The organism is Mycobacterium interjectum (assembly GCF_900078675.2).
Lineage (GTDB): Bacteria > Actinomycetota > Actinomycetes > Mycobacteriales > Mycobacteriaceae > Mycobacterium > Mycobacterium interjectum.
This window is the reverse complement of record NZ_LT546237.1, coordinates 2,798,968-2,823,374: the sequence shown is the minus strand read 5'-3', so window position 1 is coordinate 2,823,374 and position 24,407 is coordinate 2,798,968. Positions and strand designations below refer to the sequence as shown.

Sequence of the window (24,407 nt, the reverse complement as noted above, 5' to 3'; positions counted from 1 at the left end):
GGTGTCTCGCCGCCGCCTAATTGATCCATTCGCGATTGGATATTTTCGGTGCTGTCCACCGGTAGCGGTGCGGTCGGTGGCGACGCCGCGGACATCACCTAGCCGCGAGCTGAAACCGGCGTCACGATCGGGACGACGAACTCCTCGATCATCGCCCGCTCGTCGGCCTCGTCCCGGCCGGGGAACATCAGCAGCGACGTCAGCACCCGCACCACCCAGCGGGCCCGGCGCTGCACGACGGTCGCGTCTTCGGGACCGAGCGAGCCGACAAAGGCCGCGGCCAACGCCGTGATCACCTCGGAGTGTCCGGCCAGCTCACCGGCCACCGGCGGGCGGCTGATGGCGAACCACGATGAGAGCGACGGGCTTTCGCGGACCATCCGCAACGCGGCGGTCATGCTGGCGACCAGCCGCGCGCGCGGGCCCTCGATGCCGTCGATCTCGTCGGCGATGGCGCGGCCGAGCCGGCGCGTCTCTCGGTGCACGTAGGCCGTCCGCAGCGCCTCGCGGTTCTCGAAGTACCGGTACAGCGTAGCGCGGGAACACCCTGCGGCCCTGGCGATTTCGTTCATGCCGATCGACGCCTGGTCCCGCCGGGTGTAGAGCTCCTCGGCCGCGTCGAGTATCCGGTCGACGGCCGCCTCGCCGCGGGTCGCGGTCAGCCAGTCGGGCATCAGGCGTTCACCCGGATCGGCACCGACAGCGGCCGCCGCACATAGCTCCCGCCGGACCACACGATGCCGGACTCGTCGACCTCGAAATCCGGGCAGCGGGACAGCAATTCGGTCAGAGCCACCCGCGACTGCATCCGGGCCGCGGCCGCGCCCAGGCAGTGGTGCGCGCCGTGGCTGAACGTCAAGATGTTGCGCGGGCAGCGGGTCACGTCGAGTTCGTCCGCGTCCGGGCCGTATTGGCGTTCGTCCCGGTTGGCCGACCCGTACAGCAGCAAGGCCTTGCGGCCGGCCGGGATGGTGGTGCCCTGAATCGTCACGTCGCGCGTGGCGGTGCGCGCCAGCCCCTGCACCGGGGAGGTCAGCCGCAGCAGTTCCTCGACCGCGTCGGGGATCAGCCCGGGATCGTCGACCAAACGCTTTCGCTGGTCGGGGCGCTCGTGCAGCAAAGGCATTGAGCCACCGAGCATGCCGGTGACGGTGTCGTTGCCGCCGGTGACCATCGTGAACGTGAACGCCAGCACGGACAGGGTGCCGGCGATGTCGCCGTCGGCGCCCACCCCGGCGGCGACCAGGTGCGAGATGGTGTCGTCCCCGGGCTCGCTGCGGCGCCGCTCGATCAACCCGGTGAAGTAGGCCATCATCGACCCGATGGCCTCGCCAACGGTTTCCAGCGCCGCGCCGATCCCGCCGTCGGCGGTGTTCCCCGCGACGATGGTCTCGGTCCAGCCGTCGAACTGCGCCCGATCCTCTTCGGGCACACCGAGATAGTGGGCCACCACCATCGACGGCAGCGGTTTGAACAGCTCGGTGACGATGTCCCCGCCGCCGCCGGCGCGCAGCCTCTCGATGCGCTCGATGACGAAGTCGCGCACCTTGGGCTCCACCGCCTCGACCTGGCGCGGGGTGAAGCCGCGCGACACCAGCTTGCGGAACTCGGTGTGCACCGGGGGATCCTGCATGACGAACGGCGGATTGTCCTGCAAGCCGATGAGATCCAGCTCGCCGTAGTTGACGGTCAGGCCCTGCGCCGAGGAGAAGGTCTCGTGGTCGCGCGCCGCCGCCCAGACGTCGGCGTGCCGGGACAGCACGTAGTAGTCCTGGTCGGGCCTGCCGTCGGGCACGACATGGTGAACGGGGTCGTGGTCGCGCAGTGCCCGGTACATCGGCCACGGAGCGGGCCAGGTGTCGGCGGTGGCGAGCCGGAACGCCGCCGGGGCTTCATGAGACATAACCACAGCCATGTCTCATTAGTACGACAAGGCCCGTCATATGTCAACAGTCTCGAGCGCCGAGTGTGCGGCCGGCCGCGCATTCGCGCGGCGGGCCCAGCAGACTTAGATCGCCGCGCCCGGATTCAGGATGCCCAGCGGGTCCAGGGCGCGCTTGATGCGCTGGTTCAAATCCATCACCTCAGGCCCCAGGTAGCGGTCCAGCCAGGGCCGCTTCAGCCGGCCCACGCCGTGCTCGCCGGTGATCGTGCCGCCCAGCCCGACGGCCAGGTCCATGATCTCGCCGAACGCCAGATGCGCGCGCTCGGTCATCGCGGCGTCGGCGGGGTCGTACACGATCAGCGGGTGGGTGTTGCCGTCGCCGGCGTGGGCGATCACCGAGATCATCAGGTCCCGCTCGGCCGCGATGCGCTCGATCCCGGTGACGAGCGACCCCAGCGCCGGCAGCGGCACCCCGACGTCCTCGAGCAGCAGCGAGCCCTTGGCCTCCACCGCCGGGATGCAGAATCGGCGCGCGGCGATGAAGGCCTCGCCCTCATCGGGGTCGTCGGTCGAAAACACCTCCGTGGCACCGTTTTCCGCGAACACGGCGGCGATCACCTCGGCGTCCTCGCCGGACGCCCGACCCCTTTCGTCGGAGCCGGCCACCAGCATCGCGGCCGCCCCGCGATCCAGGTCCATGCGCAGGGTGTCCTCGACGGCGTTGATCGCGACCGAATCCATGAACTCCAGCATCGAAGGGCGAAGCCGCGCAACGGTTCCCAGCACCGCGTCGACGGCCGCGGAGACCGAGGCGAACGTGGCCACCACCACGCTCGACGTGTTCTGCGCGGGCAGCAGCCGCAGCGTCACCTCCGTGACGATGCCCAGCGTGCCCTCGCTGCCGACGAACAGCTTGGTCAGCGATAGCCCCGCGACGTCCTTCAGCCGCGGGCCGCCGAGGCGCACCGCGGTGCCGTCGGCCAGCACCACCTGCATGCCCAGCACGTAATCCGTTGTGACGCCATACTTCACGCAGCACAGCCCGCCGGCGTTGGTGGCGATGTTGCCCCCGATGCTGCAGATCTCATACGACGACGGGTCGGGCGGATACCACAGGCCGTGCTCGGCGACGGCCTTCTTGACCTCCGCGTTGAACAGGCCGGGCTGGCACACCGCGGTGCGCGTGACCGGATCGACGGCGATGTCGCGCATCTTTTCCGTCGACAGCACGATCCCGTCGTCCAGCGCGGTGGCCCCGCCGGACAGGCCGCTGCCGGCCCCGCGGGTGACCACCGGCACCCGGTGGGCGCTGGCCCAGCGCATGACCGTCTGCACCTCCTCGGTGCGCCGCGGCCGCACCACGGCCAGCGGCTTGCCGGCCGACGGGTCGAAGGCGCGGTCCTGGCGGTAGCCCTCGGTCACGGTGGGGTCGGTGACGACCATCCCCTCGGGCAGCTTGGCGATCAGTTCGGCCAGCGCGGCATCCACGACCAAAATCCTACGGCGACGGATCGACCGCCAACTCCGGTTGGTCCAGCTCACGCAGCGAGGTCAGGCCGCACGCGATGAGGCCGATCACCAGGATCGGCACCGCCAACGCCAGGAACGTGACCCTCAGCCCGGCGGCGTCGGCCAACGGACCGGCCACCAGCAAGCCCAACGGGCCCGCGGCGTACATCAGCCCCGTCATCACCCCGACCACTCGGCCACGCAGGTGGTGCGGGGCCCGGGTTTGCATCACGTAGTTGTAGATCGGCTGGATCGGCCCGTAGACCAGGCCGGTCACGCCGCACAGCGCCAGGATCACCGGCAGCGGCGGCAGGAACGCGATGCCGGCCGTCGCGGCCCCGAAGGTGAGGGTCGCGGTCAGCAGGGCCGTCCGGCGCCGCGTGCGTCTGGACAGCACGGCGTAGCCCAGCGCGCCCGCCACGCCGCCCACCCCGAGCGCCATCAACGTCCAGCCCAGCTGTGCGGGTTGGTGATGGTCGCTGAAGTACTTGGGGAACAGCACGCTTTCCATCGGCAGGTACAGCGCGGTCACGGCCAGGTCGATCAACCCGAGCGTGCGCAGCACCCGCAGGTTCCAGACGAAGCGCAGCCCTTCGGCGATCCCGGACACCAGCCCCTGGGGTCGGGCCGCGGACAGCGGCTTGCCGGCGCCCTCCAGCCGCAGCGCCCCGATCGCCAAAAAGGACAGCGCGAAGCAATTCGCCGTGATCCACATCGTGTTGATGCCGCCGACCGTGGCGATCATCAAACCGCCGATGCCCGGGCCGACGATGTATGCCAGGTTCAGAATCGCCTCGTAGACGCTGTTGGTGCGGTCCAGCGACCATCCGGCGCGGGCGGCGGCCTCGGGCAGCATCGACTGCCGTGCCGTCGTCCCCGCGGGGTCGAAGGCGGCCGCGCACAGGGCCAGCACGGCCAGCTCGGCGACGTTGATGGCGGCCGCACCGAAGAACAGGGCGGTCAGCGGCACGGCGGCCACCGCGGTCGACGACAGCGAATCGGAGACCAGCGAAACCCGGCGGCGTCCGAAGAAGTCGACCGCCGTTCCGGCAACCAGCGTGGAGAACACCAGCGGCACCGTCATGGCGGCGGCGACGACCGCCGCGTCCTTCGCGCTGTCGTGGTGCTGCAACGCCAGCCACGGGAACGCGACGATCGAGATGCCGGTGCCCGCGGTCGCCGTCAGGGTGGCGAACAGGATCAGGAAGGCGGGGCGGCTGCTTTTCATGGGATATCGCCGGTGAATGTAGCGCCAAAGCAGCAGCTGCGGCGACCCATTTTTCGCCGCTCGTGCACGATGTTCATGTGCTCGTCCACCCGAATACCGGCCAGACGTTCGCGTCTCCGGTGCGGCCCGGCACCGGATGGCCGGGCGACCCGGCCACGCCGGAGACGCCGGTGGCGGCCGACCCGGCCCAGGTCGCCGCGCTGGCCGCCGAGGCCGCTTCGATACCGGAGCTGGACGCGGTGATCAGCGTCTGCCGCGCCTGTCCGCGGCTGGTCGCCTGGCGCGAGGACGTCGCCGCCGTCAAGCGCCGGGCCTTCGCCGACCAGCCCTATTGGGGGCGGCCGGTGCCCGGCTGGGGTTCGCAGCGGCCCTGGCTGCTGATCGTCGGGCTGGCGCCCGCGGCGCACGGCGCCAACCGGACCGGGCGCATGTTCACCGGTGATCGCTCCGGCGACCAGCTTTACGCGGCGCTGCATCGAGCCGGGTTGGTGAACCAGCCGATCAGCGTGGACGCTGCGGACGGCTTGCGCGCCAACGGGATTCGGATCTCTGCGCCGGTGCGCTGCGCGCCACCGGCCAACGCGCCCACCCCCGCGGAGCGCGACACCTGCTGGCCCTGGCTTCAGGCCGAATGGCGGCTGGTGTCCGAGCATGTCCGCGTGATCGTGGCCCTGGGCGGGTTCGGTTGGCAGATCGCGCTGCGCCTGGCGGGCCTGTCCGGCCCGCGCAAGCCACGGTTCGGCCATGGCGCCGTGGTGGACCTGGAAACCGGTGCGCGATTGCTCGGCTGCTACCACCCCAGCCAGCAAAATATGTTCACCGGTAGGTTGACTCCGGAAATGCTCGACGACGTCTTCACCGACGCAAAGAGACTGGCGGGAGTTACGTGACCGATATCCTGGTTTCCGGTGCCAGCGTGGCCGGCATGGCGGTCGCGTATTGGCTCGGCCGCCATGGCTATTCGGTCACGGTGGTGGAGCGCCATCCCGGGCTGCGGCCGGGGGGGCAGGCCATTGACGTGCGCGGGCCGGCGCTGACGGTGCTCGAACGCATGATGCTGCGGGCCGCCGCCGACCACGTGCGGACCCGAATCCGGGGCGCGTCCGTGGTGGACCGCGACGGCAACGAGCTGTCGGAGGACACCGAATCGACGCCCACCGGCGGGCTCATTGCCAGCCTCGACATCGAGCTGCTGCGCGACGACCTCGTCGAATTACTTTATGACTCAACAAAACTCAATACAGAGTACATGTTCGACGACAGCATCGCGGCGCTGGAGGACGACGGCAGCTCGGTCAAGGTGACGTTCGAGCGCGCCGCCGCGCGCAGCTTCGACCTGGTGATCGGCGCCGACGGTCTGCACTCCAACGTGCGCCGGCTGGTCTTCGGCCCCGAGGCGCAATTCATCGAGCGGCTGGGCACATTCGCGGCGATCTTCACCGTGCCCAACTTTCTCGACCTGGACTACTGGCAGACCTGGCACTATGGCGACAACACCATGGTCGGCGTCTACAGCGCGCGCAACAACACCGAGGCCCGGGCCATGGTCGGCTTCATGGAGGCCGACCTGCGGATCGACTACCGGGACACGGAGGCCCAGTTGGCCGAGCTGGAACGGCGGATGGCCGACGACGGCTGGGTCCGCCCGCAGCTCATGGAGTACATGCGGACTGCGCCGGACTTCTACTTCGACGAGATGTCGCAGATCAAGATGGACCGCTGGTCGAAGGGCAGGGTGGCCCTGGTCGGGGACGCGGGCTATTGCTGTTCGCCGCTGTCGGGGCAGGGCACCAGCGTCGCGCTGCTGGGCGCCTATATCCTGGCGGGCGAGCTGGCGGCCGCGGGGGACGACTACGCGCTCGGTTTCGCCAACTACCAGAAGGAATTTCAGGACTACGTCAAGCGCAACCAGTGGCTGGTGATCGACAACATCCCGGGGGGTGCGCCGATCCCGCAGGAGGTGTTCGACCGCATCGTCAACTCCATCACGCTGAAGGACTACTGAGCCGGCTCTGAGTGTGAATCCCCGGCTTTGAGTGTGAAGTGAGGGTGAAAAATCGGCCGAAATCCCGCCCTACGTTCACACGGAAAGCCGCCGGCGCACCCGCACTGGGAACGTTCACCCGGCAAAAGGCGTTGACGCCATCGTGCGGCTTTCCGTCCTTGACCTCGTCCCGGTGCGCACCGACCAGAGCACCGGTGAAGCGCTGGCGGCCACCGTGCAGCTGGCCCAGGCCGCCGACCGGCTCGGTTACACGCGGTACTGGGTCGCCGAACACCACAACATGCCGTCCGTCGGCGCCACCAGCCCGCCGGTCCTGATCGCCTACCTGGCCGCGCAGACCACGCAGATAAGGCTGGGGTCGGGCGGGGTGATGCTGCCCAACCACGCGCCGCTGGCGGTCGCGGAGCAGTTCGCTTTGCTGGAGGCGGCCGCCCCGGGCCGCATCGACCTGGGCATCGGCCGCGCGCCCGGCTCCGACCCGGTGACGTCGTACGCCCTGCGCGGCAGCCGCGGCGACGAAGACATCGAGAACTTCCCCGAGTACCTCGACGACGTGGCCGCGCTGATGAGCGCGCGGGGCGTGATCGTGCCGCTGCGCTCGGGGGACTATCGGCTCAAGGCCACCCCGGCGGCGGCGAGCGAGCCGCGGCTGTGGCTGCTGGGCTCGTCGATGTACTCCGCGCACCTGGCCGCCGCCAAGGGGCTCCCGTACGTGTTCGCGCACCACTTCTCGGGCCAGGGCACCGAGGAGGCGCTCGAGGTCTACCGCTCCCGATTTAAGCCCAACAAGCTGACCCCCGAGCCGCTGACGTTCCTGACGGTCAACGCCGCCGTGGCCGAAACCCGCGCTGAGGCAGCGGCTTTGATGCTGCCCAACCTGCAGATGATGGCGCGGCTGCGCACCGGGCAGCCGCTCGGGCCGGTGCCGCTGGTCGAGGAGGCCGAAGTCGCGCAGCTCGGCCCGGAACAGCAGCGCATCGTGGACAGCGGTTTGCGCCGGGCCGTCCTGGGCACCCCCGCCGAGGCCGCCGAACAGGTGCGGGCGCTCGCCGAACGGTTCGGCGTCGACGAGGTGATGGTCCACCCGGTCGCCTCCGCCCACCTCGGCACGGATCCGGCCACCGCGCCCGCGCGGGTGGCGACGCTGGAGCTGTTGGCCAAGGAGCTGTTCTAGTTGTACTGACCACGGACGTTAGAGACGGCGTGGCGTGGTGACATAACGAAGACCTCCGAGTGAAGTGCGAGCTGTCGAGGAACGCACTAACTCACTCCGGAGGTCTTCGTGTCCCACCGTAATGCCCCTTTGTCTGAAACCGGGCGGCTGCGTCTTGCGCGTTGCATCGTGGAGGACGGCTGGCCGCTGCGCCGGGCTGCCGAGCGGTTCCAGGTCTCGGTTGGCACCGCTGCTCGCTGGGCCGGGCGCTACCGTGAACTCGGTCCTGTCGGCATGGCCGACCGCAGTTCACGGCCTCACCACAGCCCCAACAGGACACCCGCACGCACCGAACGGCGCATCATCGAAGTCCGGGTGATCCGACGCTGGGGGCCAGCACGGATCGGTTATCTGCTGGGGTTGCATCCCTCGACCGTGCACCGGGTGCTGACTCGGTATGGCCTGGCCAAATTGCGTTGGCTCGATCGCCCCACGGGGCAGGTGATCCGCCGGATGGAATCGGCAGCGTGTGGCGATCTGGTTCACATCGATGTCAAGAAACTGGGCAAGATCCCCGCCGGGGGCGGTTGGCGGATGCTGGGCAGAACCGCCGGCAGACGCAACAGACAAGCCGACAAGAGTTCAGGGCAGATCAGCAAGTACCGCAATCCGGTGCGCGGATATCACTTTCTGCATACCGCGATCGACGCCCACTCGCGACTGGCCTACAGCGAGCTGCTGGCCGACGAGCGCAAGGAAACCGCTGCGGCGTTCTGGTGTCGCGCTAACGCCTGGTTCAACGAATGCGGCTTTTCAGTGCGACATGTGTTGACCGACAACGGATCTTGCTACCGATCCCACGCCTTCGCCGACGCTCTCGGCGAGATCAAACACCGCCGGACTCGACCCTACCGCCCGCAGACCAACGGCAAGGTGGAGAGATTTCACCGCACCCTGGCCGACGAGTGGGCATACGCCCGGCTCCACCGCAGCGATGCCGAACGATGCAAAGAATTCGACCGGTGGCTGCACACCTACAATTACCACCGCGGCCACACCGCACTCGGCGGACAACCACCCGCCAGCCGCGTACTTAACCTCTCAGGTCAGTACAATTAGGCCCGCGACGCATCATTTGCGATTCGGCGCGTGACCTCGCGAATCTCAGCTCGTGTGGCCCCTCAGTCGGTCACGCGCGATTTGCTCCGCTGGGAAGTGGGCGCATGGATGGCGATCCAGTCGCGCAGGTCATCCGGGGGCAACGGCGGGCTGTGCACGAAGCCCTGGGTGATGGTGCAGCCGTACCGGCGCAGCGCGCGCAGGGTCACCTCGTCTTCGACCCCTTCGGCCACCAGGTCGGCGCCCAGGCTGCGGGCCAACGCCACGGTGGAGCGCACGATCGCAACCGATCGCGGGTCGTGGGCCAGCCGTGACACGAAGACCCGGTCGAGTTTCAGCTCGTCGACCGAGACGTCCTGCAGGCGGGCCAGCGACGACCATCCCGTGCCGTAGTCGTCCAGGGAGATACGAACGCCCAGGGCCTGCAGCGCGGCGACGGTGTGGCGGGAGCGCGCCGAGTCGACGAGCGCGCTTTCGGTGATCTCGACGATCAGTGAGTCGGCGGGCAGGCCATGGGTGCGCAGCAGCCCTTCGATCGTGCTCACCAGGTCCAGGTCAAGCAGGTTCGCCGTCGACAGGTTCACCGCGACGGGCAGTGGCATGCCCTGGTCGCGCCAGGACCGGGCCTGCTTGAGGGCAAGGTCGATGGCGTGGTTGCTGACCTGGCGCATCAGCCCGGCGCGTTCGGCGGCGCACAGGAACTCCTCCGGCAGCAACAACCCGCGGTTGGGATGGCGCCAGCGCAGCAGCGCCTCGACGCTGTGGACGCTGCCGTCGCTCGCGTTGATCTTGGGCTGGTAGTACACAATCAGCTGCTCGTCATCGAGCAGCGCGACGCGCAATTCCTCGAGGAGGTTGGGGTCGTTGTCGCGGTACATCTCGTACGCCGAGTCGTACACCGCGATCTTACCGATGGCGGATTTCGCGTGGGGCATCGCGATCTCGGCTCGATTCAACAGCTCCTGCGGACGGTCGCAGTGGTCGGGGCACAGCGCGATGGCGATGCGCGCATCGACTTGCACCGTGATCGGATCGAGCGCGAACGGATCGCTCAGGGCCTCGAGCAACCGGCCGGCCTGGGCGCGCGCGGTGATGAGGTCCGAGCCCTCGGCGAGCAGGATGGCGAATTCGTCGTCGTTCACGCGGGCCAGCAGATCGTCGCTACGGACGCAGTGCGCCAGGCGGTTTGCGACGCGGCACAGCAGCTCATCGCCGAAGTGGGCGCCGATCGATTCGCTGATCTCGTCGAACTCGTACAGGTGCAGCAGCAGCAGCGCCCGGCGCGATGCCGCGCCGGGGACAGCCAGGGGTCCCGGCGGCGCCGAGTCGGACAGTCCCGTCAGGGCGGTCGCCAGCGATCGCCGGTTGGGCAGGCTGGTCAATTCGTCGGTCATGGCCTGCTTGTGCGTTTCGGCCAGCATGCTGACGTCGCGGAAGGTCGCCGAGAATCGCGCCGCGACCGCGATCAGGCTCAACGCGGCGAGAGCCGTTGCCAGCCTTGAGTTGTGCGCGACGACGGCGACGGCGAGCGCCACGACGGTGCACACCACCGGCACCGTGTAGGAGCCGAGTCCGCGTTTGGGTGCGGGCGCCGTCGGCGACCACGGCGCCCAGCTCGCCATGGCCACCAGTAGCGAGGCGGCGGGCCACAGCGCGTCGAGCGTCGTGCCGACCCGGTAGGTGCCTTCGGCGGTCTCGAAGAGATACGCCGTGTCGGCGACGGCAAAGGCGATGAACCCCACGACCAGCAGGCCCCAGCGGAATCCGTTGCGCCAACCCAGGATTGGCAGCATGCCGGCGGTCAGCGCCAACAGGACCAGGTCGCCCCACGGGTAGACCAGCCCCACCAGCACGGTCGCCGGCGCGCGGACCGCGGCCGCATGGATGGGCCCCGCCCGCAGGGCCACGCCCACCGAGGCCGCGGCCAGTGCGCATACCAGCGCATCGAGCCGGATCGGCAGCGGTACCGACCTCAGCCGTGACCGCATGAGCAACAGCAGCCCGGCGTACAGGAAGGGGTAGAACGCCAGGTACTCCGGATCGGCGGCCGACGGCGACTGGCCCTCCCGCACCCACGTGGCGTAGACCAGGTCACCGGCCGCCGACACCGCCATGCCGACCGAGATCAAGACCCAGGCGAGGCGGTCGGCCTTGACGCGGTAGGCGCGAACGACGATCAGCGCCGCGGCCGACAGGTTCAGTGTGGGGTAGAGGAACTTGGCAAAGAACGCGTTGCGCGCGGCACTCGGATCCAACACGCTTGTCAGGGCAAAGGCCGCCACACCAATTCCCAACGCGGCCAAGGCAATCCGGATGGATGTCGGCGGCCACCGCATGCCGGCCGGGGCGTCGTGCGTTCGCTCCCGTGGCGAGGTCGCGGCCGCGGCGAGCGGCGCCAGGGACCGCGCCAGTTTGGTCTGAGTGCCGAAGGCGCCCACCGGGGGCGGGGAGGCTGCCCGGTCCCGGCCCGCCGGCCCTCCTTGCAACGCCGACCCCGCCGACTCCGCGATTTGGGGGAACGCGTAAGGGAAGGGTAGGTCCGGCAAGAAACCCCGAATGCATTGGCCGCCTTCGCGTTTTGCGGCGTACATCGCCAAGTCTGCGTGCCGCAGTAGCTGGTCGACGGTGCAGTTCGACGCGGCGGCGGCCACCGTGAAGCCGATGCTCGGTCTGACCTCGATGGGAACGCCGTCGATCACGATCGCCGTCCCGAACGCATCGAGGACCCGGTTCGCGGCCGCCTGCGATTCTTCGACCGGAGCCTCGATGAGGACGGCGAATTCGTCGCCGCCGAGGCGTGCGACGATGCCGGTGTCGCCCAGCGCGGCCGTGAGCCGGTGGGCCACTCGGACGAGGAGCTCGTCGCCGGCCGGGTGGCCCAGGGCATCGTTGACCGATTTGAAGTTGTCGAGGTCGAGGCACATCACCGCGATGGGCTCGCCGTCGCGGCGCTGCCGGGCGACGGCCTGTTCCAGGCGATGCAGGAAGTGCGCCCGGTTGGCCAGACCGGTCAGGCTGTCGCGGAACGCCTCCCGGGCGACCTCGGTGAGCAGGCCCTGGTTTTCGACGAGCACGAGGAACTGCCGGGCCAGCACCGCGGCGACGAGGATCCCGAGCGCGGCGAGCAAGGGCCCGTGCGCCATCAGGCCCACCGCGTGACCCAGGCCGACCGCGGCGGCCAGCACGAGTGGCAGGTAGGGCAGCCACAGCAGAGCGGGGGACATGATCTCGGCCTGCGGCTGGTCCGTGCCGGTTTCGTGGACGCTGGCCAGGCCCGCCAGTGCGAGCAGCCCGAATCCGGCCACCCGCCCCAGGTCGGTCACATCGCCCAGGTGATAGCTGCCCACCCCGGTCTGGAAAACCATGGCGATGTCGGCGGCGGCGATGGTCGCGATACCGCCGGCCAGCAGACCCCGGCTCGGGATGTCGTTCGAGCGGACCCGCGACAGCATCAGGATCGCGGTCGTCAAGATAACGACGTCGGCGAAGACCTCGATGAGGGTCGCCAGCCGCGAGCCCGAGTCCTCGCGCAACTGCTTGTCCAGGACGAATACCCACGAAATGACGAACAGCGAGGTCGCCACGATGAGGCCGTCGAGCACCAGCCGCCGGGGGCTGTGGCGGGACAGATGCGACAACAGCGCCAGCGACGCCATGGCACCGAGCGGGTACAAAGTGAACACGGCCTCGGCCAGGGCGGGGTGGGTGGCGTGCTCGATCTCCGGGCGCACGTCGTAACTCGTCCACAGGACCTCGCCCGCAGCCCAGCCCAGCAGGCCGATCACCAGCGCCAGCCAGCCGAATCTGCGGCGACCCGTCGAGAAGCGGGCCGCATAGCCGGCGCTTGCGCCGGCCACGAGCAGACACAGTGCGAACGCGGCCTCGTCGACCGGCCGCGTCCCGTACGCGCCGCGCCACCTGAACAGCGACGAGGCCACCACCAGCAGCGCCGCGACAGCGTAAACGCAGACCAGGAGCCAGCCCGCGCGGGCGGACAGCCCGAACCGCCGCCACGGATTCCCCGCCCGCCGTGTCATAGCCGCTCCAGCCGATCCCGCGCTTTGCGGTGAGCGTTCACCGCGCGTGTCAGGAGAATAGACCGCGGCGCGGCTATCCGGGCCTACCTGGCAATATTCACCGCGGCTTTAATACAAAGATGGGGATGGGCCGCGCCGTCCGGCTTTGATAGCCGTTGTAGCGGTTGCCGTTGTTCTTGTTGACCAGCTCCCACAGCCTCGCGTAGTCGGAGTCGTCGGGCCCGACCTGCCGGGCGGTCACCGGGATGCGTTTGGCGCCGACGTTGATCGCGCAGTCGGGACGCTTGCGCAGGTTGTGGTACCAGGCGGGGTTGTGGTCGTCGCCGCCCTTGGAGGCGACGACCAGGTACGAGTCGCCGTCCTTGGCGTACGTCAGCGTCGTGGTGCGCGGCCGACCGGTCTTCGCGCCGGTCGTGTGCAACAGCAGGCTGGGCGGCATCCCCGGTATCCGGTGACCGATCCTGCCGTCGGTCGTGCGGTAGATCGTGTCGTGCAGGCGCAGGAACGGCAGCAGCACGAACTGCTCCAGCGGGGTCAGGTTGCTCATGGGCTCAGTCTTGCTGACTCGCGTCGATGCGCGCCACGGCGTCCCGCAGGATCTGCGCGGTGGCCTCCCGGTCCGGGTCCCGGCGCACCAGCATCCCCTTGGCCACCGAGAGCTTGTCGCCGTTGCGCCGCGGCAGCACGTGCAGGTGGATGTGGAACACCGTCTGAAAGGCGGCGCGGCCGTCGTTGATGGCGATGTTGGTCGCGTCGGCCAGCTCCGTGGCGCGGGCGGCCCGGGCGATCCGCTGGCCGATGCCGACCATGCCGGCCAGCGTCTGGGGCGGGGTGTCGGTCAAATCGACGGTGTGCCGCTTGGGGATCACCAGCGTGTGGCCCCGGGTGAACGGGCGGATATCGAGGATGGCGAGGTAGTCGTCGTCTTCGTGGATCTTCAGGGCCGGGGCCTCCCCGGCGACGACCGCACAGAACACACAGGGCATGTCGCCCACGGTACTGACCGCCCCGGGCCGCGGGATACGCTGCCGCAGTGGACGCCCGCGATGTGGCTTATGCCGGCGCGGCCGCGCAGGCGCGGATGTTGGCCGACGGTGAACTGACCGCACCGGAGCTGCTGGAATTCTATTTGGAGCGGATCGCGCGCCTGGACAGCGAGCTGCGCTGCTACCGCGTCGTGCTGGCCGACAGCGCGCGTGACGAGGCGGCCGCGGCGCAGGACCGCCTCGACGCGGGGGAGCGGTTGCCACTGCTCGGCGTGCCGGTCGCGATCAAGGACGACGTCGACGTCGCCGGCGAGGTGACCACCTACGGCAGCGGCGGGCATCGTCCCGCGGTGACCTCCGACGGGGAGGCGGNCGCCCGCCGCCCCGGCCGGCTGCGAATCGCCTTGAGCACCAAGGGCCCAACGCCGCTGCCCGTCCGGGTCGGCAAGGCGCAGCTGGCGGCGGTCCACGAGGCGAGCGCCTTGTTGCGCGATCTGGGGCACGAGGTCATCACCCGTGACCCCGACTATCCACCGTCGGCCATCATCACCAATTACCTGCCCCGCTACCTGCGCGGCATCAGCGACGACGCGGACTCGTTGGCGCACCCCGAGCGGCTCGAGGCGCGCACCCGCAACCTGGCGCGCGCCGGTGCGATGTTCTCCGACCGGCGGATGACTACCCTGTGCGACGCGGAGGCCGAGGTGACCGCCCGGATCCAGTCGATCTTCGACGACGTCGACGTCGTCGTGACGCCAGGCAATGCGACGGGCCCCTCCCGCATCGGCGCCTACCAACGCCGCGGCGCGGTGTGGACGCTGCTGGCGGTGGCCCAGCGGGTCCCGTACCAACAGGTCTGGAACCTGACCGGGCAGCCCGCCGCGGCCGTGCCGTGGGACTTCGACGGCGACGGCCTGCCGCTCGGGGTGCAGCTCGTGGGCCGGGCCTACGACGAAGCGACCCTGCTGTCGCTGTCGGCGCAGATCGAGGCCGCCCGGCCCTGGGCCCACCGACGACCGCCGGTGTCCTAGGACCAGATCACCGTGGTCTGACGGCGTCGACCCGCTTCGCCCGGCTACGCCGCGCTTGCGATCGACGTGGTCTGACGGCGTCGACCCGCTTCGCCCGGCTACGCCGCGCTCGCGATCGACGTGGTCTGACGGCGTCGACCCGCTTCGCCCGGCTACGCCGCGCTTGCGATCGACGTGGTCTGACGGCGTCGACCCGCTTCGCCCAGCTACGCCGCGCTTGCGATCGACGTGGTCTGACGGCGTCGACCCGCTTCGCCCGGCTACGCCGCGCTTGCGATCGACGTGGTCTGACGGCGTCGACCCGCTTCGCCCGGCTACGCCGCGCTTGCGATCGACGTGGTCTGACGGCGTCGACCCGCTTCGCCCGGCTACGCCGCGCTTGCGATCGACGCCAGTTGTACGTTGACGACGTGGCCGCCGCCGACAACATCGACGATCTGCTCGAGGGGCTCGAGGGCGCCGCGCGCACCGAGCGGGCGGAACTGGTGCGGTGGCTACTGGATCAGGGCATCACCGCCGAGGAGATCCGGAGCACCAACCCGCCGCTGCTGTTGGCCACCCGCCACCTGATCGGGGACGACGGCACCTACGTGTCCACCCGGGAGATCAGCGAGACCTACGGAGTCGACCTAACGCTGCTGCAGCGGGTGCAGCGCGCCATCGGCCTGGTCCGGGTGGACGACCCGGACGCGGTCGTGCACATGCGCGCCGACGGCGAGGCCGCCGCGTTCATCCAGCGGTTCGTCGAGCTGGGCCTGGATCCCGAACAATTGGTGCTCGTGGTCCAGGTGCTCGCCGACGGCCTGTCGCGCGCCGCGGAGGTGATGCGCTACACCGCCCTGTCGACGATCATGCGCGCGGGGGCCACCGAGCTGGAGATCGCCCAGGCGTCCAAGGCGCTGGTCAGCCGCATCGCGCCCGAACTCGGCCCGATGATCCAGCACATGCTGTTCATGCAGCTACGGCACATGATGGAGACCGAAGCGGTCAACGCCGCGGAGCGGGCCGCCGGCAAGCCGCTTCCGGGAGCGCGCCACATCACCGTCGGCTTCGCCGACCTGGTCGGCTTCACCCGGATCGGCGAAGCGGTATCGGCCGAGGAGCTGGGACACCTGGCCAACCGCCTGGCCCACCTCGCCCGGGACATGACCGTCCCGCCGGTGCGGTTCATCAAGACGATCGGCGACGCGGTCATGTTCATCTGTCCGGAACCGCAGCCCCTGCTGGACGTCGTCCTGAAGCTCGTGGAGGCCGTCGACACCGACAACGACTTTCCGCGGTTGCGAGCCGGCGTCGCCGCCGGCATGGCGGTGAGCAGGGCCGGTGACTGGTTCGGCAGCCCGGTCAACGTGGCCAGCCGGGTCACCGGCGTGGCGCGCCCGGGCACCGTGCTCGCCGCCGACTCGGTCCTGGAAGCCCTCGGCGACCACGGCGATTTCCAGGGATCGTTCGCCGGCGCGCGCCGGCTCAAGGGCATCAAGAGCGAAGTGAAGCTGTTTCGGATCCGTCGCGGGAATGGTTCTTCCGCATAGGCAGGCCCGGGCGACTCTAGGGGGCGTTTGACGCTTAGGTCGCACGCGGCTGGTTTCCTACCCCGTTTCCCAGCGCTTCGAATCGGTCGCTTCCGGGCCTGCTTCGCTACCAAAACTACAACTCTGAACAGCCCCGGACAAGGGCGGGACAAGGGCGCCGAGCGTCGGCCCCGCCCACGGCGACTGGCCAGAACTGTTCGCCCCCGGTGAACGGCGTTCCATTACAGGTGTAACGGTGTAATCATGTAATCATGAAATCGCACCACACACATGGGCGGCGTTACGGCCGCCCCGGGGGCTGGCAGCAGGCCCAGCAGCCCGACGCCAGCGGCGCGGCGGAATGGTTCGCCGGGCGCCTCCCCGAAGCCTGGTTCGACGGCGACCCCACGGTCATCGTCGACCGCGAAGAGATCACCGTCATCGGCAAGCTCGCCGAACCCGAGAACTCGGGGGACGAGAGCGAGGCCCGCGCGCAGGGCCGGGTCTCGCGATTCCGCGAGGAGACCCGTTCGGAGCGGATGCGCATCGCCGACGAAGCGCAGGATCGCTACGGGCGCAAGGTTTCCTGGGGCGTCGAAGTTAACGGCGAACGGGTCCTGTTCACCCACATCGCCGTACCGGTGATGACGCGCCTCAAGCAGCCCGAGCGCCAGGTGCTCGACACGTTGGTCGACGCCGGCGTCGCCCGGTCCCGCGCCGACGCGCTCGCGTGGACGGTCAAGCTGGTCGGCGAGCACACCGAGGAGTGGCTGGCCAAGCTGCGCGACGCCATGTCGGCGGTCGACGATCTGCGCGCCGAGGGGCCCGACCTCCAGCCGTAAGCCAATGACGCGGTGCGCCTTGGCTATTCGTTGTCGACCTTGGCGAGGATCTTGTCGACGACCTGCCCGCCCTGGTCGCTGATGTGGTAGCCGCACGCGTTGACGTCGGCGACCACGTTGTTCTGCACGCCCATCGCGCGCTGGCACTCCCAGCCGTCTCCGCCTTCCTGGGTTTCCAGCATCGCGATCTTCGGTGGGCCGCCGGTGACTTGAGCGAACGTCCACCTGAAGACCTTGTCGTTCTTGTTCGTCACGGTCACCGTCTTGCCGGCGCAGTTCTTCCACTTGTCCGCCGAAGTCTGCAAAAACGCCTTGGCTTTGTCGGCGGACGGGAACGCCACGGCGGCCTGGTTGACCCAGTGGTCGTAGTCGTCACCCGGTTCGGAGGACACCAGCCCGCTCATCCCGGTGTAGCCGGTGCCCGCGTACACCGGGTCCTGGCTGGTGTACAGCGAACCCAGGCAGTTCGGCAGCGAGAGCGTCACCGTCGAGGTGTCCATCGACGTGATCGCCTTGCCGGGCGTCATCGAGGAGGAACCCATGATGGTGTTGACGCCGGACGGATCCAGTAGCAGGGCGCTGAGCCGCCCGGGCGGTATGGGATCCGGGGGCGGCGGCGCCGGTGCCGGCCGGGTCACCAGCCAGATCCCCACGCCGCCGCCCGCCAGGACGACCAGGGCGGCGACGGCGGCGACGATGGGCCACGGGTTGCGTTTGGGCTTGGGCGCCGGCTGATTCCAGGGAGCCGGGCCGGTGAACTGTGGCGGCGGCCCGCCCCAATTGGCGCCGCCCGGGTAGGCCTGAGGTCCCGACGGCACGGGGCCGCTGTCGGGTGCCCACGGCCCCGGGGCCTGGGCGGCCTGCGGCATCGGGCCCGAACCGGGCGCCCTGGGGTAGGGCGGCGGTGAACCCTGAACCGGCGCGGGCGGTGGGGTGGTGGCCGGGGGTTGCGGCGGGCCCACGGCGCTGGCGGCCAGGGTGGGTCCGCCGCTGTCCGCGGTGTGGACCTCGGCGGTGGCGGGCAGGGTGGCTTCCTGGCTGCGACGCACGATGTTGTTGGCGTGGTCCTGGTCTGGGTCGCTGAGGGCCTCGTGGGACGCCAGCGCCAGATCGCCGGCGCTGGCGTAGCGGTCTTCCGGTTTCTTGGCCATGCCGCGCGCGATCACCGCGTCGAAGGCCTTGGGGACGCCCGGACGCACGGCGCTGGGCTTCGGGATCGGGTCCATCAGGTGGGCGGTGACCAGGGTGCTGGCGCTGTCGGCGCGGTACGGCGGCGACCCGGTCAACGCCTCGTGCAGCACGCAGGCCAGCGCGTAAATATCGGCGCGGTAGGTCACCTCGTCGTTCGAAAAGCGTTCCGGGGCCATGTATTTCCAGGTGCCCACCGCGGTGCCGAGCTGGGTCAGTTTTTCGTCGGTGGTCGCACTGGCGATGCCGAAGTCGACCAGGTAGGCGAAGTCGTCGCGGGTGACCAGGATGTTGGGCGGTTTGACGTCGCGGTGCATCACCCCGGCGGCGTGGGCGGCGTCCAGCGCCGAGGCGATCTGGGTGATGATGGCCACCGCCCGCGGCGGGGTCAGCGGGCCGAACCGTTTGAGCAACGAATCCAGGTCGGTGCCCTCGATGAGGCGCATCTCCATGTACATCTGGCCGTCGATCTCGCCGTAGTCGTGGATGGGCACCACATGGGGTTCCTGCAAACGGCCGGCGATGCGGGCCTCGCGCTTCATCCGCTCGCGGAACACCGGGTCCTTGCTGAAGGTGTCCGACATCAGCTTGATGGCCACCGTCCACTCCTTGACGGTGTGCTCGGCCTCGTAGACCTCGCCCATCCCACCGCGGCCCAGCAGTCGCTTCAGGTGATAGGGCCCGAACATCGAGCCCACCCGTGAGGCCTGCGCGTCGCTCATCCCTGACCCTCCAAACCAACCCCGGACCCGCCGACCATATCAACCTCGTCCGACGTCAACGGCCAACCGCAGGCCCCGATGCAGCAATCAAGACGGTAGGCCCGCGGGCGGCCCCGCCGCAGGGCAATGCGGCATTCACCGTGACACCGCTAAACGGGGCGCCGCCACAGCAGGAGGTAACGCCAGAACAGGAGCCGACGGACGCGGACGCCGGGCAGGGTCGGGGCGGCGACTTCGCGGGCCTGCCGGGTGGTCAGCGGCGGATCGAAGACTTTGGGCATCGCCTCGTTGGTCGGGTCCGGTCCATACCAGTCGCCGTGGGCCGCCGTCCGCAGCGCGGCGAACACCACGCCGAGCACCGGATTGGCCACCGCCGCAACCATTTCGGTGAGAGTCTCGCGGGGCAGGTCCACGCGCGGCGAGACCACCGCGGCCAGCACGCCGCCCGGCCGTAACGCCGGCGCCAGTTGCCGCAGCGCGTCGGCGAGCCGAACATGGTGCAGCGCGGTGATCGACACGATCGCGTCGTAATGCGCTGCGGGCAAGGGGGCCTGCGTCACGTCGGCGAGGGTGCAGGTGACGTTGGCCGGCGCGCGCCGCCCGGCCGCCTCGATCATGGCCGGCGACTTGTCGACCGCATCGACATGATCGGCGCGGCCGGCGAGTCGCGCCGCGAATGCCCCCGCGCCACAACCGACGTCGAGCACCCGCCCGCATCGCCGCGGCAGGTGCCGCAGCAGCACCCGCTGGTAGTACGCGTTGTGGTCCCAGTGCAGCGTCATGAGGGTTACGAGTGCGACGCCCACCACTTGTACAGCTGATCCAGGTTCGGCCCCTGCGCATTTCCCCCGACGACGGCGAACACCATGGTTTGCTGGTTCGTCCACATCACCTTCGGTTCATCGCCCGTATAGGTCCCGCAGGCGATTTGACCGAGGATGGTGTTCGGGTCTTTGTTGTGCCACCAGGTGCCGGGTGAGGCCTTGTCACCCGGGCACTTAACGAGCGTGTCGGTTCCGGTGTACCGGTTGAACGCCTGCTGCACCGCTTGCAGGTCCGAGAACAGCGCGTAGGCCGAGATTGTGGGGCCGTTGGTGTCGGTGTTGGGCCCGCACGACACGGATACGATCGCGCCCGGCATCGGTTCGGGGTCTGGCGCGCACGTGCCGGCCGGATACCCGGCGGGCAGCAGGCTCAGCAGCCGGTTGGTGGCGCCGGGCGGCGGCGTGGAAGGCGACGCCGAGGTCGTACGAGGTGTGGTCCTCGCGGTGCTGCGGGTGGACGCCGTCGTGGTGGTGGCCGCGGTGGGGGTTTCGCTGTCGTCGTTTCCGACGGCCATGGAGATGCCGACGGCCACGGCGACGAGGACCACGACGGTGGCGGCCGCCGCGACGAACACCCACGGGTTGCGCCGGCGCGGTGGCGCCGGCGGATGCCCGGGGCCCCACGGCACAGGGCCGGCGAACTGCGGCGGCGGGCCGCCCAAAGGGCCTTGGTAAGCCTGAAGATTCGGTGGCGGCGGGCCCGCGTGGTGCACGGGCTGCGGTATCCGCCCGGATCCCGCCGGATCGGCCGGCGCGCGGGCGGCTCGCTGCACGGGGCCGACGCCGCCTTTCAGCACGGGCGAAGTGGATTGCTCGCTGTGGCGCAGGATGTCGACGGCCTGGGTCTGCTCCGGATCGGTGAGGGCGTCGTGGGCGGCGCGCGCCAGGTCACCGGCGCTGGCGTAGCGGTCGTGCGGCTTTTTGGCCATGCCGCGCGCGATCACGGCGTCGAACGCCCGGGGAATGCCCGACCGTGTGGCGCTGGGCTGCGGGATGGGCTCCAGCAGGTGGGCGCTCACCAGTACCCCGGCGCTGTCGGACGGGTACGGCGGGGAACCCGTCAAGCATTCGTAGAGCACGCACGCCAGGGAGTAGATGTCGGCGCGGTTATCCACCTCGTCGTTCGAAAAACGCTCGGGGGCCATGTATTTCCAGGTGCCCACCGCGGTGCCGAGCTGGGTGAGCTTCTCGTCGGTGGTCGCGCTGGCGATGCCGAAGTCGACCAGGTAGGCGAAGTCGTCGCGGGTGACCAGGATGTTGGGCGGTTTGACGTCGCGGTGCATCACCCCGGCGGCGTGGGCGGCGTCCAGCGCCGAGGCGATCTGGGTGATGATGGCCACCGCGCGCGGCGGGCTCAGCGGGCCGAACCGTTTGAGCAACGAATCCAGGTCGGTGCCCTCGATGAGGCGCATCTCCAGAAACATCTGCCCGTCGATTTCGCCGTAGTCGTGGATGGGCACCACGTGGGGTTCCTGCAAGCGGCCAGTGATGCGGGCCTCGCGCCGCATCCGCTCGCGAAACACCGGATCCTTGCTGACGGATTCCGACATCAGCTTGAGCGCCACCGTCCAGCCCTTCACGGTGTGTTCGGCCTCGTAGACCTCGCCCATCCCGCCGTGGCCAAGGGCCCGCTTGAGCTCGTAGGGTCCGAACCTCGACCCCGAACGCGAGCCCGGCGCCCCGCTCATCGATCCTCCCAACCAACCCAGACCCGCCGACCATATCAACACCGGCGCGGGCCCCCGGTCGACGCTTTTGGTGGTGACGACCATCAGCTCCTTGCCGGCGTCCCATGCCTCGAGGAACAGATTCTCAACTAGTTCGTGGCGACCGGCGAGCCGCGCCCGATGATCCTGGCGCGCTTGAGGTTTTATTCGCTACCCGCCTTGTTCTCCGCCGCAATCTCGAACGTGAACTCGTGCTCACCGATGCGGACGTGATCGCCGTCGTGCAGCGGCGTCGCCCTGCGGATCCGCTCGTGCTGCACGTGTACGCCGTTCGACGAGCGCAGGTCGTTGATGACGAAGCTGCTTCCCGTGTCGACGATCATGGCGTGGTAGCGGCTGACCTTGGGGGTGGCCAGGACGATGTCGTTGTCGCTGAGACGCCCGATGCGGGTCGTGGCCTCGTCCAGTGGGTAGCGCTCGCCGGAGTCCTCGCGCAGGTACGCGACGGCATCGCGTTCGGACACCTTCGTGTACTGGTCCATGACCGTGAGCGTCACGGCGGCGGTGGTCACGGCGGTCTTTTTGACGTCCAAGGGTTCCTGGCGCAGGATCCGGTCGTTGAGTTCGCGCAGGTTGTGGCCCGGGTCGATGCCGAGGTCCTCGGCGAGCGTTTCCTTCACGCGGCGGTAGGCCGCCAAGGCGTCGGATTGGCGGTCGGTGAGGTAGTAGGCCGTGATCAGCTGCGCCCACAGCGGTTCGCGGTAGGGATGCTCCGCGGTCAAGGCTTCGAGTTCGGTGATCACGGCAGACGCGCGTCCGCAAGCGATTTCGGCCTCGGCCTTCGCGGTGTGGACGAGGATCTTCTCCTCGACCAGGGAGGTGGCGAAGGTGTCGACGAACTGAAAGTCGCGCAGGTCCTCGAGCACCTGCCCGCGCCATTCCGCCAGCGCCGCGGAAAGGTGCTTGCTGGCTTGTTCGAACCGGCCGCCGGCGGCGGCCTGCACGCCCGCGGTCTTCTCGGCGATGAATCGCCCGATGTCGCAAGCGTCGTCGGGGATGCTGAGGCGGTAGCCCGGGGGCGCCGCGGCCAATACCACCCGCGAGTCCACCCCGAAGCCGCCGAGGAGCTTCCGCAGGTTGGACACGTAGGAGTGGATGCTGGCCCTGGCCCCCGACGGCGGCGACTCCTCCCAGAGAGCCGTGGTGAGCCGGTCGACGCCCACCGGGCTGTTGCGGTTCATCAGCAGCAAGGCCAAAACGGCCCGCTGCTTGGGGGTGCCCGGCGGCACCAGGGCGCCGTCCACGCTCATTTCCAGCGTTCCCAGCAGGCCGAACTCGAGGCGTTTGTCCACCATCGCGCGTAACACCCTCTCGCGTGTCATTGAGGTGCCTTGTAGTGATTGTGATACCAACTTGGCCAATTCGGTAACAACCCGGGGAACGCTCGCGTTGCGCAAATGCGGTCCCCGGCAACGACATCTCGGATGGCCTGCGCGAATCAGATTACGGTGCAGCGAAACACGCGTCAGAGGGTGACGACCATCAGCTCGTCGCTGGTCTCCCAGGACTGGATGAAGAGCTGCAGGGGAACCTGCTCGTCGCGGCCGTCGGAGGTGCCGCTGTCGTTGAGGTGAACGATGCCGTTTGTGGCGTCGACGCCGGTCACCACCACCGCGTGGTCGGACAGCGGGTTGCCGTTCTTGTCCTTCTCCTCGACGGGCTGGTGCCAGATGAGTTCGCCGTTGAGGCTGACGATCACCTTGTGGCCGCCGCCCAGCGCCTGCTTGAGCCCCGCGATGCCCGGGCGGATGCCGCTTCTGGCGGTGTCGTCCCGGTCCATCACGACGGCGGTGACGTGGTATTGGGCGAGCAGCGCCGGGACGTCCGCCAGGCTGGCGCCGTCGCCGGAATTGGGGTTGTCCGGATCGGCCGGCTTGGTGTAGATCGGGCCCGCGTGCACGACGCTGGGGGTCGAGTGGGCCTTCGCGATGATGGCCTGCTCCGAGGGCGCCTCGCCGGTGAGCTGGCCGATGACGTCGGCGCTCGACATCAGGACGCAGTCGTCGTAGCGCTGCTCGTGCCAGTACTCGGCTGCGGCAACCGGGTCGCCGTACATCAGTTCCGACGCCGCGTTGGCCGGGGCGGCCACGCCGAACGCGACCGCGCCGGCGAACACCGCAAAGGTGACGGTCCTGGCGACGGCGGCGATCCTGGTGGCCTTCATGGTGTGTCCCTCCTGGTCGTTCTCTTCGCGTTGTGCGGGGCAGTTGAGAAAAGGCTCCGACGCCGACCTTGTCGGTATCTCCACGAATTCTTGGAACGCCCGCCCCACCCCTCTGCAGCGGCGGACGGGGGATCCCGTCCTCGGAATCCCCCGTCGCGGTGGGTGATTGCTAGGTCGCCTGACCGGCGAATTGCGGGCAGTAGAACTTCGTCGCGGCGGCCACGAAGTAACCCGCCTGCCGGGGAGACATCCTCGCCTGGGTCGTCAGCATGAGCGCGACGGCCGCCTTGCTCTTGCCGGCGGCCAGCTCGCTGCACACCTGGTGGCCCGTCTGGATGGCGTCCTGGTTCGCGCTGAAGGGGGTTGCCCCGGCGGCGCCGGCGGTCGCGACGGCGAGCCCGACGGCGGCGGTGCCCAGAGCGGTGGCAACGGCTGCAGTGATGCGGGGTGTGAACATCATTGTGGTCCTTTCGGGT

The 24,407-nt window shown here is 69.3% G+C and carries 20 protein-coding genes; 7 read left to right on the top strand and 13 right to left on the bottom strand.

Features of this window, described 5'->3' with window-relative positions; translation table 11 throughout:
- Positions 1–98 precede the first annotated feature (98 nt).
- The 4 genes from BN4348_RS47940 to BN4348_RS47925 all read right to left on the bottom strand — a co-directional run bounded on the left by BN4348_RS47940 (position 99) and on the right by BN4348_RS47925 (position 4,622).
- Complete coding sequence (locus tag BN4348_RS47940) at positions 99–674, bottom strand: TetR/AcrR family transcriptional regulator (protein WP_066914752.1); 576 nt, start codon at positions 672–674, stop codon at positions 99–101.
- Positions 674–1,915 carry a cytochrome P450 gene (locus BN4348_RS47935; protein ID WP_167670474.1) on the bottom strand — a complete coding sequence of 414 codons (1,242 nt, stop codon included), beginning with the start codon at positions 1,913–1,915 and terminating at the stop codon, positions 674–676. Before BN4348_RS47935 ends, BN4348_RS47940 begins: the two co-directional genes overlap by 1 nt.
- 93 nt (positions 1,916–2,008) lie before the next feature.
- Complete coding sequence (locus BN4348_RS47930) at positions 2,009–3,328, bottom strand: FAD-binding oxidoreductase (protein ID WP_066914985.1); 1,320 nt, start codon at positions 3,326–3,328, stop codon at positions 2,009–2,011.
- 55 nt (positions 3,329–3,383) lie between these two features.
- A complete protein-coding gene (locus BN4348_RS47925) occupies positions 3,384–4,622 on the bottom strand; it encodes an MFS transporter (protein ID WP_066914748.1) in 1,239 nt (412 codons plus the stop codon).
- 62 nt (positions 4,623–4,684) lie between these two features.
- On the opposite strand from BN4348_RS47925, the gene BN4348_RS47920 reads away from it, so the two are divergent.
- From BN4348_RS47920 to BN4348_RS47905, 4 genes are all read left to right on the top strand, one after another.
- Complete coding sequence (locus BN4348_RS47920) at positions 4,685–5,512, top strand: uracil-DNA glycosylase (protein ID WP_066914746.1); 828 nt, start codon at positions 4,685–4,687, stop codon at positions 5,510–5,512.
- Positions 5,509–6,627 carry an FAD-binding protein gene (locus BN4348_RS47915; RefSeq protein WP_066914745.1) on the top strand — a complete coding sequence of 373 codons (1,119 nt, stop codon included), beginning with the start codon at positions 5,509–5,511 and terminating at the stop codon, positions 6,625–6,627. Before BN4348_RS47920 ends, BN4348_RS47915 begins: the two co-directional genes overlap by 4 nt.
- Positions 6,628–6,769: 142 nt before the next feature.
- Positions 6,770–7,801 (top strand): LLM class flavin-dependent oxidoreductase, encoded by a 1,032-nt coding sequence (locus BN4348_RS47910; protein ID WP_066914743.1) that lies wholly within the window; start codon positions 6,770–6,772, stop codon positions 7,799–7,801.
- Between the two features lie 108 nt (positions 7,802–7,909).
- Positions 7,910–8,899: an IS481 family transposase gene (locus BN4348_RS47905; protein ID WP_066914741.1), complete on the top strand. Its 990-nt coding sequence runs from the start codon at positions 7,910–7,912 to the stop codon at positions 8,897–8,899.
- A gap of 62 nt (positions 8,900–8,961) precedes the next feature.
- Here the strand turns inward: BN4348_RS47905 and BN4348_RS47900 are convergent, their stop codons facing one another.
- The 3 genes from BN4348_RS47900 to BN4348_RS47890 all read right to left on the bottom strand — a co-directional run bounded on the left by BN4348_RS47900 (position 8,962) and on the right by BN4348_RS47890 (position 13,922).
- Complete coding sequence (locus BN4348_RS47900; RefSeq protein ID WP_084454294.1) at positions 8,962–12,936, bottom strand: bifunctional diguanylate cyclase/phosphodiesterase; 3,975 nt, start codon at positions 12,934–12,936, stop codon at positions 8,962–8,964.
- A 97-nt stretch (positions 12,937–13,033) separates the two neighbouring features.
- A complete protein-coding gene (locus BN4348_RS47895; RefSeq protein WP_066914740.1) occupies positions 13,034–13,483 on the bottom strand; it encodes a nitroreductase family deazaflavin-dependent oxidoreductase in 450 nt (149 codons plus the stop codon).
- A gap of 4 nt (positions 13,484–13,487) precedes the next feature.
- Entirely contained in the window at positions 13,488–13,922 is a 435-nt protein-coding gene (locus BN4348_RS47890) for an HIT family protein (RefSeq protein ID WP_066914981.1), read from the bottom strand.
- Between the two features lie 47 nt (positions 13,923–13,969).
- Here BN4348_RS47890 and BN4348_RS47885 point away from each other — a divergent pair, with 47 nt between their 5' ends.
- From BN4348_RS47885 to BN4348_RS47865, 3 genes are all read left to right on the top strand, one after another.
- Positions 13,970–14,953, top strand: coding sequence for an amidase family protein (locus BN4348_RS47885; RefSeq protein ID WP_096866174.1), 984 nt, complete (start codon positions 13,970–13,972; stop codon positions 14,951–14,953).
- 410 nt (positions 14,954–15,363) lie between these two features.
- Positions 15,364–16,485, top strand: coding sequence for an adenylate/guanylate cyclase domain-containing protein (locus BN4348_RS47870; protein ID WP_211145744.1), 1,122 nt, complete (start codon positions 15,364–15,366; stop codon positions 16,483–16,485).
- 251 nt (positions 16,486–16,736) lie between these two features.
- Positions 16,737–17,306: a hypothetical protein gene (locus tag BN4348_RS47865; RefSeq protein ID WP_066914736.1), complete on the top strand. Its 570-nt coding sequence runs from the start codon at positions 16,737–16,739 to the stop codon at positions 17,304–17,306.
- Positions 17,307–17,329: 23 nt separating this feature from the next.
- On the opposite strand, the gene BN4348_RS47860 is transcribed toward BN4348_RS47865, so the two are convergent.
- The 6 genes from BN4348_RS47860 to BN4348_RS47835 form a co-directional block, all read right to left on the bottom strand.
- Positions 17,330–19,216 (bottom strand): serine/threonine-protein kinase PknH/PknJ, encoded by a 1,887-nt coding sequence (locus BN4348_RS47860; RefSeq protein ID WP_066914734.1) that lies wholly within the window; start codon positions 19,214–19,216, stop codon positions 17,330–17,332.
- A gap of 149 nt (positions 19,217–19,365) precedes the next feature.
- On the bottom strand, positions 19,366–19,998 hold the full coding sequence (locus tag BN4348_RS47855) for a class I SAM-dependent methyltransferase (protein ID WP_066914732.1): 633 nt from the start codon (positions 19,996–19,998) through the stop codon (positions 19,366–19,368).
- 5 nt (positions 19,999–20,003) lie between these two features.
- Positions 20,004–21,728 carry a serine/threonine-protein kinase gene (locus BN4348_RS47850; RefSeq protein ID WP_066914977.1) on the bottom strand — a complete coding sequence of 575 codons (1,725 nt, stop codon included), beginning with the start codon at positions 21,726–21,728 and terminating at the stop codon, positions 20,004–20,006.
- 182 nt (positions 21,729–21,910) lie between these two features.
- Positions 21,911–23,089, bottom strand: coding sequence for a BTAD domain-containing putative transcriptional regulator (locus BN4348_RS47845; RefSeq protein WP_235852779.1), 1,179 nt, complete (start codon positions 23,087–23,089; stop codon positions 21,911–21,913).
- A 143-nt stretch (positions 23,090–23,232) separates the two neighbouring features.
- A complete protein-coding gene (locus BN4348_RS47840; RefSeq protein ID WP_066914729.1) occupies positions 23,233–23,931 on the bottom strand; it encodes a cysteine peptidase family C39 domain-containing protein in 699 nt (232 codons plus the stop codon).
- A 169-nt stretch (positions 23,932–24,100) separates the two neighbouring features.
- Entirely contained in the window at positions 24,101–24,388 is a 288-nt protein-coding gene (locus BN4348_RS47835) for a DUF732 domain-containing protein (protein ID WP_084454323.1), read from the bottom strand.
- Between the last annotated feature and the right edge of the window lie 19 nt (positions 24,389–24,407).

What these genes read in the sequence shown, in the direction of transcription:
- BN4348_RS47940 (WP_066914752.1), bottom strand. Translation starts at nt 674, where the DNA reads ATGCCCGACTGGCTGACCGCGACCCGCGGCGAGGCGGCCGTCGACCGG.
- BN4348_RS47935 (WP_167670474.1), bottom strand. Translation starts at nt 1,915, where the DNA reads ATGGCTGTGGTTATGTCTCATGAAGCCCCGGCGGCGTTCCGGCTCGCC.
- BN4348_RS47930 (WP_066914985.1), bottom strand. Translation starts at nt 3,328, where the DNA reads ATGGTCGTCACCGACCCCACCGTGACCGAGGGCTACCGCCAGGACCGC.
- BN4348_RS47925 (WP_066914748.1), bottom strand. Translation starts at nt 4,622, where the DNA reads ATGAAAAGCAGCCGCCCCGCCTTCCTGATCCTGTTCGCCACCCTGACG.
- BN4348_RS47900 (WP_084454294.1), bottom strand. Translation starts at nt 12,936, where the DNA reads ATGACACGGCGGGCGGGGAATCCGTGGCGGCGGTTCGGGCTGTCCGCC.
- BN4348_RS47895 (WP_066914740.1), bottom strand. Translation starts at nt 13,483, where the DNA reads ATGAGCAACCTGACCCCGCTGGAGCAGTTCGTGCTGCTGCCGTTCCTG.
- BN4348_RS47890 (WP_066914981.1), bottom strand. Translation starts at nt 13,922, where the DNA reads ATGCCCTGTGTGTTCTGTGCGGTCGTCGCCGGGGAGGCCCCGGCCCTG.
- BN4348_RS47865 (WP_066914736.1), top strand. Translation starts at nt 16,737, where the DNA reads ATGAAATCGCACCACACACATGGGCGGCGTTACGGCCGCCCCGGGGGC.
- BN4348_RS47860 (WP_066914734.1), bottom strand. Translation starts at nt 19,216, where the DNA reads ATGAGCGACGCGCAGGCCTCACGGGTGGGCTCGATGTTCGGGCCCTAT.
- BN4348_RS47855 (WP_066914732.1), bottom strand. Translation starts at nt 19,998, where the DNA reads ATGACGCTGCACTGGGACCACAACGCGTACTACCAGCGGGTGCTGCTG.
- BN4348_RS47850 (WP_066914977.1), bottom strand. Translation starts at nt 21,728, where the DNA reads ATGAGCGGGGCGCCGGGCTCGCGTTCGGGGTCGAGGTTCGGACCCTAC.
- BN4348_RS47845 (WP_235852779.1), bottom strand. Translation starts at nt 23,089, where the DNA reads ATGACACGCGAGAGGGTGTTACGCGCGATGGTGGACAAACGCCTCGAG.
- BN4348_RS47840 (WP_066914729.1), bottom strand. Translation starts at nt 23,931, where the DNA reads ATGAAGGCCACCAGGATCGCCGCCGTCGCCAGGACCGTCACCTTTGCG.
- BN4348_RS47835 (WP_084454323.1), bottom strand. Translation starts at nt 24,388, where the DNA reads ATGTTCACACCCCGCATCACTGCAGCCGTTGCCACCGCTCTGGGCACC.